General features: G+C 52.8%; 12 protein-coding genes. 5 read left to right on the top strand and 7 right to left on the bottom strand.

Features of this window, described 5'->3' with window-relative positions:
* Window positions 1–222: 222 nt before the first annotated feature.
* Window positions 223–1,698 carry an aldehyde dehydrogenase family protein gene (locus MON40_RS02800; RefSeq protein WP_003776913.1) on the bottom strand — a complete coding sequence of 492 codons (1,476 nt, stop codon included), beginning with the start codon at window positions 1,696–1,698 and terminating at the stop codon, window positions 223–225.
* A gap of 433 nt (window positions 1,699–2,131) precedes the next feature.
* Here MON40_RS02800 and adhP point away from each other — a divergent pair, with 433 nt between their 5' ends.
* Window positions 2,132–3,175, top strand: coding sequence for an alcohol dehydrogenase AdhP (adhP, locus tag MON40_RS02795; protein WP_003764565.1), 1,044 nt, complete (start codon window positions 2,132–2,134; stop codon window positions 3,173–3,175).
* A 175-nt stretch (window positions 3,176–3,350) separates the two neighbouring features.
* On the opposite strand, the gene MON40_RS02790 is transcribed toward adhP, so the two are convergent.
* A complete protein-coding gene (locus MON40_RS02790; protein ID WP_039862777.1) occupies window positions 3,351–3,809 on the bottom strand; it encodes a methyltransferase family protein in 459 nt (152 codons plus the stop codon).
* Window positions 3,810–3,884: 75 nt separating this feature from the next.
* Window positions 3,885–4,628, bottom strand: coding sequence for a pseudouridine synthase (locus tag MON40_RS02785; RefSeq protein WP_003776907.1), 744 nt, complete (start codon window positions 4,626–4,628; stop codon window positions 3,885–3,887).
* A 202-nt stretch (window positions 4,629–4,830) separates the two neighbouring features.
* On the opposite strand from MON40_RS02785, the gene MON40_RS02780 reads away from it, so the two are divergent.
* Window positions 4,831–5,859, top strand: a complete 1,029-nt coding sequence (locus tag MON40_RS02780; RefSeq protein WP_003776906.1) for a T6SS immunity protein Tli4 family protein — start codon at window positions 4,831–4,833, stop codon at window positions 5,857–5,859.
* A 252-nt stretch (window positions 5,860–6,111) separates the two neighbouring features.
* Here the strand turns inward: MON40_RS02780 and MON40_RS02775 are convergent, their stop codons facing one another.
* Complete coding sequence (locus MON40_RS02775; protein ID WP_003776902.1) at window positions 6,112–7,308, bottom strand: acetate kinase; 1,197 nt, start codon at window positions 7,306–7,308, stop codon at window positions 6,112–6,114.
* 521 nt (window positions 7,309–7,829) lie between these two features.
* Here MON40_RS02775 and MON40_RS02770 point away from each other — a divergent pair.
* The 3 genes from MON40_RS02770 to MON40_RS02760 are packed head-to-tail and all read left to right on the top strand — an operon-like array spanning window position 7,830 to window position 9,651.
* Complete coding sequence (locus tag MON40_RS02770) at window positions 7,830–8,135, top strand: HLGFF motif protein (protein WP_019270221.1); 306 nt, start codon at window positions 7,830–7,832, stop codon at window positions 8,133–8,135.
* Window positions 8,135–8,332, top strand: a complete 198-nt coding sequence (ccoS, locus tag MON40_RS02765) for a cbb3-type cytochrome oxidase assembly protein CcoS (RefSeq protein WP_003744897.1) — start codon at window positions 8,135–8,137, stop codon at window positions 8,330–8,332. Before MON40_RS02770 ends, ccoS begins: the two co-directional genes overlap by 1 nt.
* Window positions 8,329–9,651 (top strand): MFS transporter, encoded by a 1,323-nt coding sequence (locus MON40_RS02760; protein WP_003776895.1) that lies wholly within the window; start codon window positions 8,329–8,331, stop codon window positions 9,649–9,651. The genes ccoS and MON40_RS02760 overlap by 4 nt, the downstream gene beginning before the upstream one ends.
* A gap of 95 nt (window positions 9,652–9,746) precedes the next feature.
* On the opposite strand, the gene MON40_RS02755 is transcribed toward MON40_RS02760, so the two are convergent.
* From MON40_RS02755 to MON40_RS02745, 3 genes are all read right to left on the bottom strand, one after another.
* Window positions 9,747–10,193, bottom strand: coding sequence for a GatB/YqeY domain-containing protein (locus tag MON40_RS02755; RefSeq protein WP_003744883.1), 447 nt, complete (start codon window positions 10,191–10,193; stop codon window positions 9,747–9,749).
* A 168-nt stretch (window positions 10,194–10,361) separates the two neighbouring features.
* Complete coding sequence (rpsU, locus tag MON40_RS02750) at window positions 10,362–10,574, bottom strand: 30S ribosomal protein S21 (RefSeq protein ID WP_002214819.1); 213 nt, start codon at window positions 10,572–10,574, stop codon at window positions 10,362–10,364.
* Between the two features lie 378 nt (window positions 10,575–10,952).
* Window positions 10,953–13,109: a RelA/SpoT family protein gene (locus tag MON40_RS02745; protein WP_242925988.1), complete on the bottom strand. Its 2,157-nt coding sequence runs from the start codon at window positions 13,107–13,109 to the stop codon at window positions 10,953–10,955.
* Window positions 13,110–13,117 lie beyond the last annotated feature (8 nt).

The following is a 13,117-nucleotide window of genomic DNA, read 5'->3' as shown; positions in this document are numbered from 1 at the left end:
CCATGCTGGCAAATACCGTATAACAAAATTACCCCCCCTTTGGCATCATGAAGCTTCTAAAAACCGTTTAATCTTTCCCAAAGGCAAGCCTCTGACCGTTTATTCGCCTGTAACGGCAAACATTCATCAGAATGCCACTCAACACAAAAGGTCGTCTGAAACCCGAATCCGGATTTTCAGACGACCTTTTTTCTACATCAATAAACGATGTTCAGCAGGCAATCAATAGAAGCCTTCGCGTTCCTCGCGGGTGGAAATGTAGATGTTTTTCACCTGCGTGTAGGCGGCGAGCATCATTTTGTGGGTTTCGCGACCGATGCCTGAAGTTTTGTAGCCGCCGAACGGTGCGCCTGCGGGCAGGCGGTTGTAGCAGTTCACCCAAACGCGGCCGGTTTCCAGCGCGTTGGAAACGCGCAGGCAGCGGTTGATGTCGGTACTCCACACTGCGCCGCCCAAGCCGTATTCGCTGTCGTTGGCCATTTTGATGACTTCTTCTTCGGTTTTGAATTTAATCACGGTAGCAACCGGGCCGAAGATTTCTTCTTGGGCGACGCGGGCGCTGTTGCTGCCGGCTTCAATCAAGGTCGGCTCGACAAATTCGCCTTTGCCCAACTCGCCTTCGATTTTCTTACCGCCGGTGATGATGCGGCAGCCTTCCTGCTCGCCGATTTTGACGTATTTCAAAATGGTTTCGAGCTGACCGGCGTTGACTTGCGAACCCATTTGGGTATCGTCTTCCCAAGGCAGGCCGACTTTGATTTTTTTGAACTCTTCCGCCAAGGCGTTGACGAATTTGTCGTAAATGCCTTCCTGAACGAAGATGCGCGAACCGGCGCAGCACACTTGGCCTTGGTTGAACAAAATACCTTTTTGCGCGCCTTCGAGGGCTTTGTCGAACGGCATGTCGTCAAAGAAGATGTTGGCAGATTTGCCGCCCAGCTCCAAGGTGGCGGGAATCAGCATTTCGGCGGCGGCGATGCCGATGTGGCGACCGATTTCGGTCGAACCGGTAAAGGCGAGCTTGTTGAAGCCTTTGTGGTGCAGCATGTATTCGCCGGATTTGGAACCGCGTCCGGTGATGATGTTCAACACGCCTTTAGGCAGCAAGTGGTTGATTTTTTGGGCGAACGACAACAGGCTCAGCGAAGTGCTGGAAGACGGGTGGATAACGATGGTACAGCCTGCGGCGAGCGCGGGGGCGATTTTCCAAGCCGCCATCAGGAAAGGGAAGTTCCACGGAATAATCTGACCGACTACGCCGATGGGTTCGCGCAGGACGATAGACAGGTCTTCGGAGTCAAGCTGGGTTGCGGTGCCTTCTTCGCCGCGGATGACGCTGGCGAAATAACGGAAATGGTCGGAAGCCAGCGGGATGTCGGCGGCGCGGGTTTCGCGGATGGGTTTGCCGTTGTCCAGCGTTTCCTGCAAGGCGAACAATTCCAAGTTGTCGTCAATCACATCGGCGATTTTGTTGAGTATGGCGGCGCGTTCGGTGGTGGTGGTTTTGCGCCATGTTTTGAACGCTTCCTGCGCGGCGGCGACGGCGGCATCCACATCGGCATCGGTCGCGTCGGTGAATTTCGCCAATACTTCGCCGTTGGCAGGATTGTATGAATCCAAAAGCGCGCCGGGTTTCGTCCACACGCCGTTAATCAAGAGGCCGTACTCTTTATCAAACACATTTAAATCTTTTGCCATGATGCTGTCTCCTTGGTTGTCTTTCTTAGGTTTTGGACGTTCCTCAAACGTCGTCTGAAAACAGGATAGTATTTTTTCTCTTTCAGTTCAAGCACTAAAAATGATAACGTTCTCGAAATTCCAAATATGTAATTTTCTAAAATAGGAAATTTAAACCGGTAAGGCTTGACCCCGTATGGAAACGAAGCGCGTTTGTTAATATATTTAAAGTTTTCAGACGACCTTTTTTACATGATATGTGTAAGAATTTTTCAGTGCTTTAACAGGTATATTTTTACGCAGATAAAATGTTATGGTATAACATTTTATTTCTTATTTTTCAAAAAGATAGGGTGTTGACACGGCGAAATGAAGGGGAGTATTCTCATTTACAGGAAAGGCGTTATCCCGCCCAACCGTTTACGGATTTCTTACGAATGCCAAGGAGAACACCATGAAGATGCAAGCAGTTGTTGTGAATCAAAATGTAGCAGGCGATGTAGAAGTTGTAGAACGCGAACTGCGCCCGTTGGAATACGGCGAGGCGTTGGTTGAAGTCGAATATTGCGGCGTGTGCCATACCGACTTGCACGTTGCGGCAGGCGACTACGGCGAAAAACCGGGCCGCGTGTTGGGTCACGAAGGCATCGGCATCGTCAAAGAAGTCGCTCCGGGCGCGAACGCCCTGAAAGTCGGCGACCGCGTCAGCATCGCATGGTTGTTCCAAAGCTGCGGTTCGTGCGAATACTGTAATACCGGCCGCGAAACCTTGTGCCGCTCCGTATTGAACGCAGGCTACACCGCCGACGGCGGCATGGCGACCCACTGTATCGTCGATGCAGACTACGCCGTCAAAGTGCCCGACGGCCTCGACCCCGCGCAAGCCTCCAGCATCACCTGCGCCGGCGTAACCACTTACAAAGGCGTGAAAGTTTCCGGCGTGCGTCCGGGACAATGGATTGCCGTTTACGGCGCGGGCGGTTTGGGCAACTTGGGTGTCCAATACGCGAAAAAAGTATTCGGCGCACACGTTGTCGCCATCGACATCAATGATGAAAAACTAGCATTCGCTAAAGAAAGCGGCGCAGATTTAGTCATCAACGCTGCCAAAGAAGACGCAGCCAAAGTGATTCAGGAAAAAACCGGCGGCGCACACGCAGCCGTTGTTACCGCCGTATCCGCCGCCGCGTTCAACTCCGCCGTGGACTGCGTCCGCGCGGGCGGTCGCGTCGTTGCCATCGGCCTGCCGCCCGAATCTATGGACCTGTCCATCCCGCGTCTCGTCTTGGACGGCATCGAAGTGGTCGGCTCGTTGGTCGGTACGCGCAAAGACTTGGAAGAAGCCTTCCAATTCGGCGCGGAAGGCTTGGTCGTACCGAAAGTCCAACTGCGTGCTTTGGACGAAGCTCCGGCGATTTTCCAAGAAATGCGCGAAGGCAAAATCACCGGCCGCATGGTTATCGACATGAAAAAAGAATGCGGCTGCGGTCATCATTAATTTGATGCAGGCAGTTGAATGAAAAGGTCGTCTGAAACCTTGTTTTTGGGTTTCAGACGACCTTTTGTTTGATTCGAACCATCGCGGATTCACACAATCTGAGTCAATCGGCGCAGCCGAATCATTTCATGCCGCAAAGGCGCAGGATAGCGAATCTGATTTGGCGTTGCCGCTTTTATAACCAACGGCGGACGCGGCGGCAGTACGCTTCATACTCAGCACCGAATTTCTGCGCCAAAACGCGTTCTTCAGGCATGATTTGAAACCGCGTCATATAGGCGGCAAATACCGCCAAAAACAGCCACGGCAACGGATGCGCCAAGTGTCCCGCCCATGCCGCCAGCCAGCAGCCCATGCCCGCATACATCGGGTTGCGGCTGAACCGGTACACGCCGTCTGAAACGAAATGCTCGGTTTGTTCGGGGTTGAACGGGCTGACGGTCGTGCGCACACGGCGAAACGCCCACACACCTAACACGCCCAACGCTGTCCCAAACGCTATCAAAACAACTGACAGCAATATCGGAAAGCGCGGCAGTATGCCTGCCAGCGAGGATACTTGCGCAGAGGCATACATCAGCAATGCGCAGATAAAACATACCGCCGGCGGCGGGATTTTGGTTTCTAAATTCATATTATTGTCTTTATAAAATAGATACTGTGACGTTTTCAGACGACCTCTTGCCGTCATCCCCAAGTTCAAATCCAATCAAAACGACTCATCCGCCCGCAGATAACGCCATTTACCGGGCGGCAGTTTGCCCAGTTTGACTTTACCCATCCGAATCCGCTTCAGCCCGACAACGCGCAAACCGACAAGTTCGCACATACGGCGGATTTGCCGCTTTTTGCCTTGTTTCAACACGAAACGCAACTGGTCTTCGTTTTGCCATTCTACTTTGGCGGGGCGCAATTTCTCGCCGTCCAGACTTAATCCGTGGTTGAGCAAGGCAAGTCCTTTTTCGTCTAATTTGCCGCGCACGCGCACGAGATATTCTTTTTCGCTGCCGCTGTTTTCGCCGATAAGCTGCTTGGCGATGCGGCCGTCCTGCGTCAACACCAGCAATCCGACGGAATCGATGTCCAGCCGGCCGGCGGGCGCCAAGCCGAATTTGTGTTTTTCGCTGAACGGAATGCGGCTGTCGTCGCCTTCCCAACGGTTGTCGGCGGTAATCAGCTCGGCGGCGGATTTGTAGCCTTTTTCCGCCTGCGCGCTGACGTAGCCGATGGGCTTGTTGAGCAGGATGGTAACGCGCTCCGCCTGTTTTTCATGCGCCTGCCGGTTGAGGTCGATGCGATCGCGTTCGGTTACTTTCTGACCGAGTACGGCGGTTTGCCCGTTAACCTTGACCCAGCCTTGCTCGATGTAGCTGTCCGCCTCGCGGCGCGAGCATAAGCCCAATTGCGCCATACGCTTGGAAAGGCGCATGGTTTCGTTTGAATCGTGTTCCATAATGGTTTGCCTGAAAAGAATGAATCAGATTATAAAGCCAAACCGTCATTTTCCCTACCGACATTATCGACATACCGCCCATCTTACGGACGCGCGAAACACCCGCCCATGTCGGATAAATACCGCCAAGCTCGTTTTATGACAAAGGTCGTCTGAATAAACTATACTTTCAGACGACCCCTATTCATCACGGAGCTTATCCATGTCCATCCGTCTGACTACGCTGTCTCTAATACTTGCCGTCGCAGCCTGCACGCCCACCGTTTCCCCATCGGCAGAAACCTCGCCGACCATCACCAAATCCGCCATCGATACCGCCTACTGGACCGAGCAACCCTATTGCAGCGGCCGCTATCAATTGCGCCTGCCATCCCAACGCCGTCACGGCAGTACGCACCTTGATTACAACGGCTGGAGCGTGATGGTTATGTTCAATGACTGGAAGAGAAACGTTAGGAATATCAACGAGTTTAAGCAAAATGGTAGAGCAGGAACAAAAATTGTTGTTGATACCCGTACTCTGATTCCGGATCGGGCAATGATGCAGGTAACGCGTAGGGATTTTGAATGGGAGCATATTATCCGAGATCGCGGTATGCCCTATGAAGCCGATTTATATTTCAAGCTGGATAATGATGATGCTTATATTGTGCGTAGTTATTTCCGCATTCCTTCTGATCATGGCAAAGCCCCTGCCAACTGGAAAACCCAAGAAAAAGAAGCAATAAACACCATGGAGAAAAAATTCCGCCAAGAAATCCTCAATGGATTGAAAACCAGGCAGGAATTTGAAGTGCCAAATAAACACGGCATCTGTCTGATAGGCGGTTTTATCGCGGACGACGGCAAAAAACCGTTTGAAGTTCATAGCACCGTCGAATTTGCCAAGCAACACGATATGAGTCTGGAAATCATGCACGGCGATGTGTTGAAAGCGGGCGAAGCAACGTTGCTGCAACGTAAGGTAAATCTGGGGAAAGGCGCAATGGTTAAAGCGCTAACCCGCACCATCCGCCAAGGCAAACGCACCATCAACGGTATGTCGGGTGAGGAAAAATTGGTGAAATGGGGCGGCAACAAATATATGTTCTTTTGGGAACGCGACGGCGGCGACCCGCGCATCATGATGCAGTTTGGCACTGAGAAAAAAGACGGAACGAAGCGCAGCGAAGCCGAAGTCCTTGCGATTTGGGATACGGTTTTGCCGACTTTGAAGCCTGTGAAGCCATAGCGATGAAAAGGTCGTCTGAAAATGGTTTTCAGACGACCTTTTTACTGAAAAGCAACTTATCGCGGCTCTTGCCGAAAGGGAGGAAATCGGGATGAATATAGTGGATACGAAGCAGAAAAACCTACACCCTCTCCTTTCGTTTGAAGGAGGAGAGAAAATCCCGAAGTGGGTCATGCAGACAAATCATGCTTTTTGCCGTGCCAACAAAAAACCTGCCGTTTTCGGCAGGTTTTTTATCGGATGACTACTGTATTACAGGCCGCTCAGACGGGCGGTATCGTGTGCAATCATCAATTCTTCGTTGGTCGGGATAACAACGGCGACGGCTGCGCTGTCGGCAGTCGTAATCACGCCTGCGTTACCGAAGCGGGCTTTCAGGTTGGCGTCGTGGTCGGCTTTCAGACCGAGGAAGCCCAAGTAGCCGAGTACGCGCTCGCGGATGATGTCGGAGTTTTCGCCGATACCGCCGGTGAAGACGAGTACGTCCAGACCGCCGGCTGCCACAGCCATGCTGCCGATGTATTTGGCGAGGCGGTAGATGAAGACGTCCAGGGCGAGTTTCGCGCCGGGATGGCCTTTGCCGGATTCTTCTTCGATGGTACGGCAGTCGTTGGACAGGCCGGACAAGCCGAGCAGGCCGGATTTTTTGTTCAACATGTCGGTGATTTGGGTGATGGTCATGTTGGCGTTTTCAGCGAGGAAGCCGAAGACTGCGGGATCGATGTCGCCGCTGCGCGTACCCATCACGAGGCCTTCCAGCGGGGTCAGGCCCATGCTGGTATCGCGTGATTCGCCGTTGGCGACGGCGGTAATGGACGCGCCGTTACCCAAGTGGGCAATCACCATGCGCAGGTCTTTTTTATCTTTGCCGAGGAAACGGGCGGTTTCATCAGAAACGTAGCGGTAGCTGGTACCGTGTGCGCCGTAGCGGCGCAAGCCGTATTTTTCATACAGTTCATGCGGAATCGCGTATGTGTAGGCGTGTTCCGGCATGGTTTGGTGGAAGGCGGTGTCGAAAACGACGACGTTGGGCAGGCCTTTGAAAATGCTTTGTGCGGCACGCAGACCCAAGAGGTGCGCGGGGTTGTGCAGCGGGGCGAGCGGGATACATTTTTCGATGCCGGCGATGACTTCGTCGTCAACGAGGATGGATTCGCTGTACAGTTCGCCGCCGCTGACGACGCGGTGGCCGATGGCGCCGATGCGGCTGTCGAGGCCGTGGGCTTTGAGTTCCTCCATCAGGGCTTCAACTGCGCCGGTGTGGTCGGGCTTGGCGGACAGGTCGACTTTGTGTTTTTCGCCGTTTACTTTGAACGTGATGTAAGCGTCGGGCAGGTTGAGTTTTTCGGCAAGGCAGCTGAGCAGGACTTCGCCGCTGTCGTTATCCAGCACGGCGCCTTTGAGGGATGAGCTGCCGCAGTTCAAAACTAAGATGAGTTTTTGGGTCATTTGTTGTGGCTCCTGGATGTTTCAGACGACCTGTGCGGACAGTATCGGCAATCTGTTCTTTGTCGTGGATATACCGCCAAACATCTCCCGCAGGCATAATGGATGCGTTGAGGTTCGAGCCGGGCATCTGCGCGGCAGGCCGTATCGGTTGGTGGCGTAAAATCTATGAAAGAAAAATGATTGCTACATTCGGAATGGGGCAACTTTATGAATATTGCTTTCCGTGTGGTTTCTGCCGCCGCCGGTTGGACGGGGTCGTCTGAAATCGGTTGATGAATGTAAACCGCGCTATTCTAGCAAAAAACGGGGGCGGCTGCTTGGCTTAATGTTTGACTTGGAGCAGGCGGAAAGCGATAAAGGAAGATATTGATGTTTAAAGGGAAACGGTTGGTTTTCAGACGACCTGTCGAACGCGGGGGCGTAAAGCCCTTTGCAGGGGCGTGTCAAACTGTTACATTTAGAAAGTTTTTGTATTCACTATGTCGTCTGAAAACAGCGGCAGCCTTTTAAGATTCTTTGATATGCACTATTTCAGTATCCATACGCAACAAGGCGCCCATGTGGGCTTTTTCATCATGCTGCCGGATGATGAATCCGAAACTCAGCCGCAGAGCGGGCGTTTCGCCGTCAAGCTGCAAAGTGAAGAAGGCGTGGCGGCGGAGGTTTTGGCGCCTTTCGGGCAAACCGAGATTCCGCAATATTGGCGCGTCGTGAAAGACCGTATCGAGCTGTTTTTTGACGACGCCCCCGTCGGCTCGCTGCGCAACGAATATCTGACCGTATCGGGACAGACTTTTGTCTTAACCGATTTGACCGGAGCGATGTGATGGAAAGTATGTTTATCTTAGTGCCCATCAGCATTATTTTGGCGTTTGCCATCGGCTATTTTTTCTGGTGGTCGGGCAAAAACGGACAGTTTGACGATCTCGAAGGACCGGCACACCGCATCCTGATGGACGACGATTCCACCGACAAGCTGCTTGAAAACGAAATAGAAAAAGAAGAACAAGAATCCGAAAAATGAGCCTCAAAAAAGACAATCTGAATTTCCCGACCAGCCGCCGTTTCGCCCCATTATTCGGCACGCAGTTTCTGGGCGCGTTCAACGACAATATGTTCAAAACCGCGCTGTTTGTGATGATCAGCTTCTACGGTTTGGGCAAAAACAGCTTCCTGCCCGCCAGCCAAATGCTGAACTTGGGCGCGCTGCTGTTTATCCTGCCGTATTTCCTGTTTTCCGCGCTGTCGGGACAACTGAGCACCAAATTCGACAAAGCCGTCTTGGCGCGATGGATCAAAGTATTGGAAATCATCATCATGGCGGTGGCGGCGTTCGGTTTCTATATCCAGTCCGCCCCGCTACTCTTGGTCTGTCTGTTTTGCATGGGCGCGCAATCGACGCTGTTCGGCCCGCTGAAATACGCCATCCTGCCCGATTACCTCAACGACAAAGAGCTGATTATGGGCAACAGCCTGATCGAATCGGGAACGTTCATCGCCATTTTGTTCGGTCAGATTTTAGGCACGTCCGTCGCAGGCTTGCCGCCCTCCGTCGTCGGCATCTTAGTCTTGCTCGTCGCCATCGGCGGCACGTTGACCAGCTTCTTCATGCCTAACGTCCCCGCCAAAGCCCCCAACACCAAAATCGAATGGAACATCGTCAAAGGCACGCACGCGCTCCTGCGCGAAACCGCGCAATATGATTCCGTCTTCACATCCATCATCGGCATTTCATGGTTTTGGTTTATCGGCTCGGTGTACACCACCCAACTGCCGACTTTCACGCAAATCCATTTGGGCGGCAACGACAACGTCTTCAACCTCATGCTCGCCCTATTCTCCATCGGCATCGCCGCCGGCTCGGTGTTGTGCGCCAAACTCAGCCACGAACGCCTGCTCTTGGGCTTGGTAACCGTCGGCACGACCGGTTTGACCGTATTCGGCTTGATTTTGGTATGGCTGACCCAAGGGCAACGCTTTACCGAACTCAACGGCATCACCTGGTTCCTGTCGCAAGGCATGGCGTATCCCGTCATGCTCGTCATGACGCTGATCGGCTTCTTCGGCGGCTTCTTCTCCGTCCCGCTCTACACTTGGCTGCAAACCGCCAGCAGCGAATCCTTCCGCGCCCACGCCGTCGCCGCCAACAACATTATCAATGGCGTGTTCATGGTATCGGCTGCCATTTTAAGCGCGGTACTCTTGATGCTGTTCGACAGCATTTCCCTGCTTTACCTGATCGTCGCCATCGGCAATATCCCCTTGATTGTTTACCTGATCCAGCGCGAACCCCGTTTCTTAAACGATATGGGCAAGATATTTCACAATATCGGCAAACGGTAAGCCTAAGCTTAAAAAAGGTCGTCTGAAAACGGAAATTCCATTTTCAGACGACCTTTTTGTTGTTCTTGAATCCGCCTAAAGCGGTCGGTATTCAATTATGAAGTCAGCGCAGCTTTAAGGATTTTGTTGACTTCGCCCATATCGGCTTTGCCCGCCAACTGGGTTTTCAACACGCCCATGGCTTTGCCCATGTCAGCCATTCCGGAAGCCCCGGTCATGGCGATCACGGTTTCCACGGCAGTGCGGATTTCTTCGGCAGACATCATTTGCGGCAGGTAGCGGTGCAGGATTTCGATTTCGGCATTTTCTTTGTCCGCCAAGTCCTGACGACCTGCTTCGGCGTAGATGTTGGCGCTGTCTTTGCGCTGTTTGACCATTTTGGTAATGATGGCAATCACTTTGCCGTCATCGGCTTCGGTGCGCTCGTCCACTTCAAATTGTTTGATGGCGGCATTGATGAGGCGGATGGTGCTTAAAGCAGTTTGATCTTTGGCACGCATCGCGGTTTTCATGTCTTCGGTTAATTGTGCTTTCAGGCTCATGGGATGACTTTCGGGAAAAGATGGAAGATGGTATTGCACATACTGCCTTAGGGATTCTCTATTTTTCAGACGACCCCTTGCCTTGCAGGTCGTCTGAAAAACAAAACACACCGCAGGTCAAGCCTTGCGGTGTGTTTCGGCATCACAGGGCAGACCTGCAATTGATGTTTAGTACATTTTAGGAGGCAGTTGTTGGCTGCGCAGGCGTTTTTGCAGGCGTTTTACGGCTGCGGCTTTTTTGCGTTTGCGCTCGGTAGTCGGTTTTTCGTAAGCTTCACGGGCGCGCAGCTCGGTCAACAGACCGGTTTTTTCTACGGCACGTTTGAAACGGCGCATGGCTACTTCGAAAGGTTCGTTCTCTTTAACGCGGATTGCAGGCATTTTATTTCCTTTAAATTGAATTCTGGTTTCAAACCGCCGAAAGGGATAAAGGTAAAAATGGGCGGTTTGTAAATAAAGTGGTTGTCTGTATCTCGGGTGTCTTGCGACCGGCGGGATACGCGCCGTGATGTAAACATCACCTCCTAACAAGTCGGCTTTGAGCCGGATATGCCGTCAATGCGGCTGCAAATGAATTGCGGGATTATCTTTGATTGCGTCGTTTCTGTCAAGTTTGAAGGTCGTCTGAAAACCTTGAATATCGGTTTTCAGACGAACTTTGTGGTATTTCGCGCGTCTTGCTGATTTTGTTTTTGATTTTAAGAAAACTTAAACCCTATCAGGCGGCAAAACGACATCGGCTTTACCGCCCTTCTTCCGCTAGCTTCTGACCACTTTACGCACTTGGGGAATGGCGTGCAGGTTGTGAATAATTTGGTTGATTTGCGCCAAGTCCTTCACTTTGATGATGAACTTGAATTCGACAAAGCCTTCCGTACCTGCCAGCGCTTTGTTGGGGGTTTCGACGGATTCGATGTCTGCGCCGGAGTTGGAGATAGCTTGCGCCATAAGGGCGAGCAGGCCGTGGGCATCTTCGGACTGGATGCTGAGTCCGGTGCGGTAGGTATGGCTGCCTATGCCTTCCCAGTTCGCGTCAAGCTGCTGTTCGGGGTCGGATTTGAGCAGGGTCGGACAGGTATCGCGGTGGATAATCATGCCTTTGTCTTTGACCAAAAGGGCGCGGACGGAATCGCCCGGGACGGGGTGACAACATTCGGCAAAATTGATGCGGCCGGTTTCTTGGTCGTTGACTTTGATGGGGCTGAGTTTGACTTCGCTGCCGAAGTGCTGCCCTGCCAGTTCGGCGATGTGCATGGCGACGTACACGGGCAGGGTATGCCCCATACCGACGTTGTAGAGGACTTCTTCAAACGAGGTTTGTTTGTCGTTGAGGTCGGCAAGGTATTTTTCTTTGAGGTCGTCTGAAAGCAATACGTCTTTGGGCAACAGGCTGGACAGGGCTTTTTGCAGGAGGTTTTCGCCGAGGATGATGGCGTCGTGACGGTTGAGGTTTTTGACGTATTGGCGGATGGCGCTGCGCGCACGGCTGGAAACGGTGAAATTCAGCCATGCCGGATTGGGCTTGGCGTGTTCGGATGTGATGATTTCAACGGAATCGCCGGTTTTGAGTTTGGTGCGCAGGGGCATCATGGTGTTGTTGATGCGGGCAGCAACGGTTTTGTGGCCGATGTCGGTGTGAACGGCGTAGGCGAAGTCTATGGGCGTCGATCCTTTAGGCAGGGTGAGGATTTTGCCTTTAGGTGTCAGGATGTAGACTTCGTTGGGGAACAGGTCGACTTTGACGTGTTCGAGGAATTCGATGGCGTTCGCGCTGCTGGCTTGCAAATCGAGGATGTTTTTGAGCCATTGGTTGGTATGGAGGACGGCTTGATCGACGGTATTTTCGCCGGATTTGTATATCCAGTGTCCTGCGATGCCGCCTTCGGCTACGGCATCCATTTCGCGCGTGCGGATTTGGACTTCAATGGGCAAGCCGTAAGGACCGACTAAGGTCGTGTGCAGGCTTTGGTAGCCGTTGCTTTTCGGGATGGCGATATAGTCTTTGAAGCGGCCGGGTTTGGGCTGATAGAGATTGTGCAGCGCGCCCAGTGCGGCGTAACACGCGGGAATGCTGTTGACGATGACGCGGAATCCGTAAATGTCCATGACTTCGGCAAAGCGCAATTTTTTCGCCAACATTTTTTGATGGATGCTGTACAGGTTTTTTTCCCTGCCTTTGATTTTGGCTTCGATGTTCGCGCCGACCAAACGCTGACTGAAGGCGCGCAAAACTTTGCCGACGACGTCGCGGCGGTTTTTGCGGCTGTTGTCCATCGCTTTTTTGAGAGTTTCGTAGCGGCTCGGGTGGAGGTTTTGAAACGATAAATCCTGAAGCTCTTGGTAGGCGTTGTTCAAACCTAGGCGGTTGGCGATTTGGGCGTAGATTTCGAGGGTTTCTTTGGCAATGCGGCGGCGTTTGTCAGGGCGCATGGAGCCGAGCGTGCGCATATTGTGCAGGCGGTCGGCGAGTTTGACGACGATCACGCGTACGTCTTTGGTCATGGCGAGAATAAGCTTGCGGAAGCTTTCCGCCTGATGCTCGGCGTGATCTTCAAATTTGAGTTTTTCGAGTTTGAAAAGCCCGTCCACCATCTCGGAGATGGTTTCGCCGAACTCTGCCGCCATTTCGATTTTGGATACGCCCGTGTCTTCGAGTACGTCGTGCATCACGCCCGCGCACAAGCCTTGTATGTCCATGTGCCACAACGCAAGCTGCGTGGCGACGGCAAGGGGGTGGGTAATGTAGGGTTCGCCGCTTTTACGGGTTTGTCCGTCATGGGCGTGAAAGGCGTAGGCGACGGCTTTTTCAAGCTCGGCCTGTTCGGATGGGCTGAGATAGGAGGCGGTGCGGAACAAGAGTTCGCGGGCTTCGGCAGTCAGCGCGTCGTAGGGGGCAGTGGGCTGGGGGGCGGGCATTTCAGACG

This window comes from Neisseria macacae ATCC 33926, from assembly GCF_022749495.1.
In the GTDB taxonomy this organism is placed as follows: Bacteria; Pseudomonadota; Gammaproteobacteria; order Burkholderiales; family Neisseriaceae; genus Neisseria; species Neisseria macacae.
The sequence above is the reverse complement of the archived record's forward strand: the minus strand, read 5'-3'. Positions and strand labels throughout refer to the sequence as shown.

Excerpts from the sequence above, each read along its gene's own strand:
- MON40_RS02800 (WP_003776913.1), bottom strand. The coding sequence starts at position 1,698 with ATGGCAAAAGATTTAAATGTGTTTGATAAAGAGTACGGCCTCTTGATT.
- adhP (WP_003764565.1), top strand. The coding sequence starts at position 2,132 with ATGAAGATGCAAGCAGTTGTTGTGAATCAAAATGTAGCAGGCGATGTA.
- MON40_RS02790 (WP_039862777.1), bottom strand. The coding sequence starts at position 3,809 with ATGAATTTAGAAACCAAAATCCCGCCGCCGGCGGTATGTTTTATCTGC.
- MON40_RS02785 (WP_003776907.1), bottom strand. The coding sequence starts at position 4,628 with ATGGAACACGATTCAAACGAAACCATGCGCCTTTCCAAGCGTATGGCG.
- MON40_RS02780 (WP_003776906.1), top strand. The coding sequence starts at position 4,831 with ATGTCCATCCGTCTGACTACGCTGTCTCTAATACTTGCCGTCGCAGCC.
- MON40_RS02775 (WP_003776902.1), bottom strand. The coding sequence starts at position 7,308 with ATGACCCAAAAACTCATCTTAGTTTTGAACTGCGGCAGCTCATCCCTC.
- MON40_RS02770 (WP_019270221.1), top strand. The coding sequence starts at position 7,830 with ATGCACTATTTCAGTATCCATACGCAACAAGGCGCCCATGTGGGCTTT.
- ccoS (WP_003744897.1), top strand. The coding sequence starts at position 8,135 with ATGGAAAGTATGTTTATCTTAGTGCCCATCAGCATTATTTTGGCGTTT.
- MON40_RS02760 (WP_003776895.1), top strand. The coding sequence starts at position 8,329 with ATGAGCCTCAAAAAAGACAATCTGAATTTCCCGACCAGCCGCCGTTTC.
- MON40_RS02755 (WP_003744883.1), bottom strand. The coding sequence starts at position 10,193 with ATGAGCCTGAAAGCACAATTAACCGAAGACATGAAAACCGCGATGCGT.
- rpsU (WP_002214819.1), bottom strand. The coding sequence starts at position 10,574 with ATGCCTGCAATCCGCGTTAAAGAGAACGAACCTTTCGAAGTAGCCATG.
- MON40_RS02745 (WP_242925988.1), bottom strand. The coding sequence starts at position 13,109 with ATGCCCGCCCCCCAGCCCACTGCCCCCTACGACGCGCTGACTGCCGAA.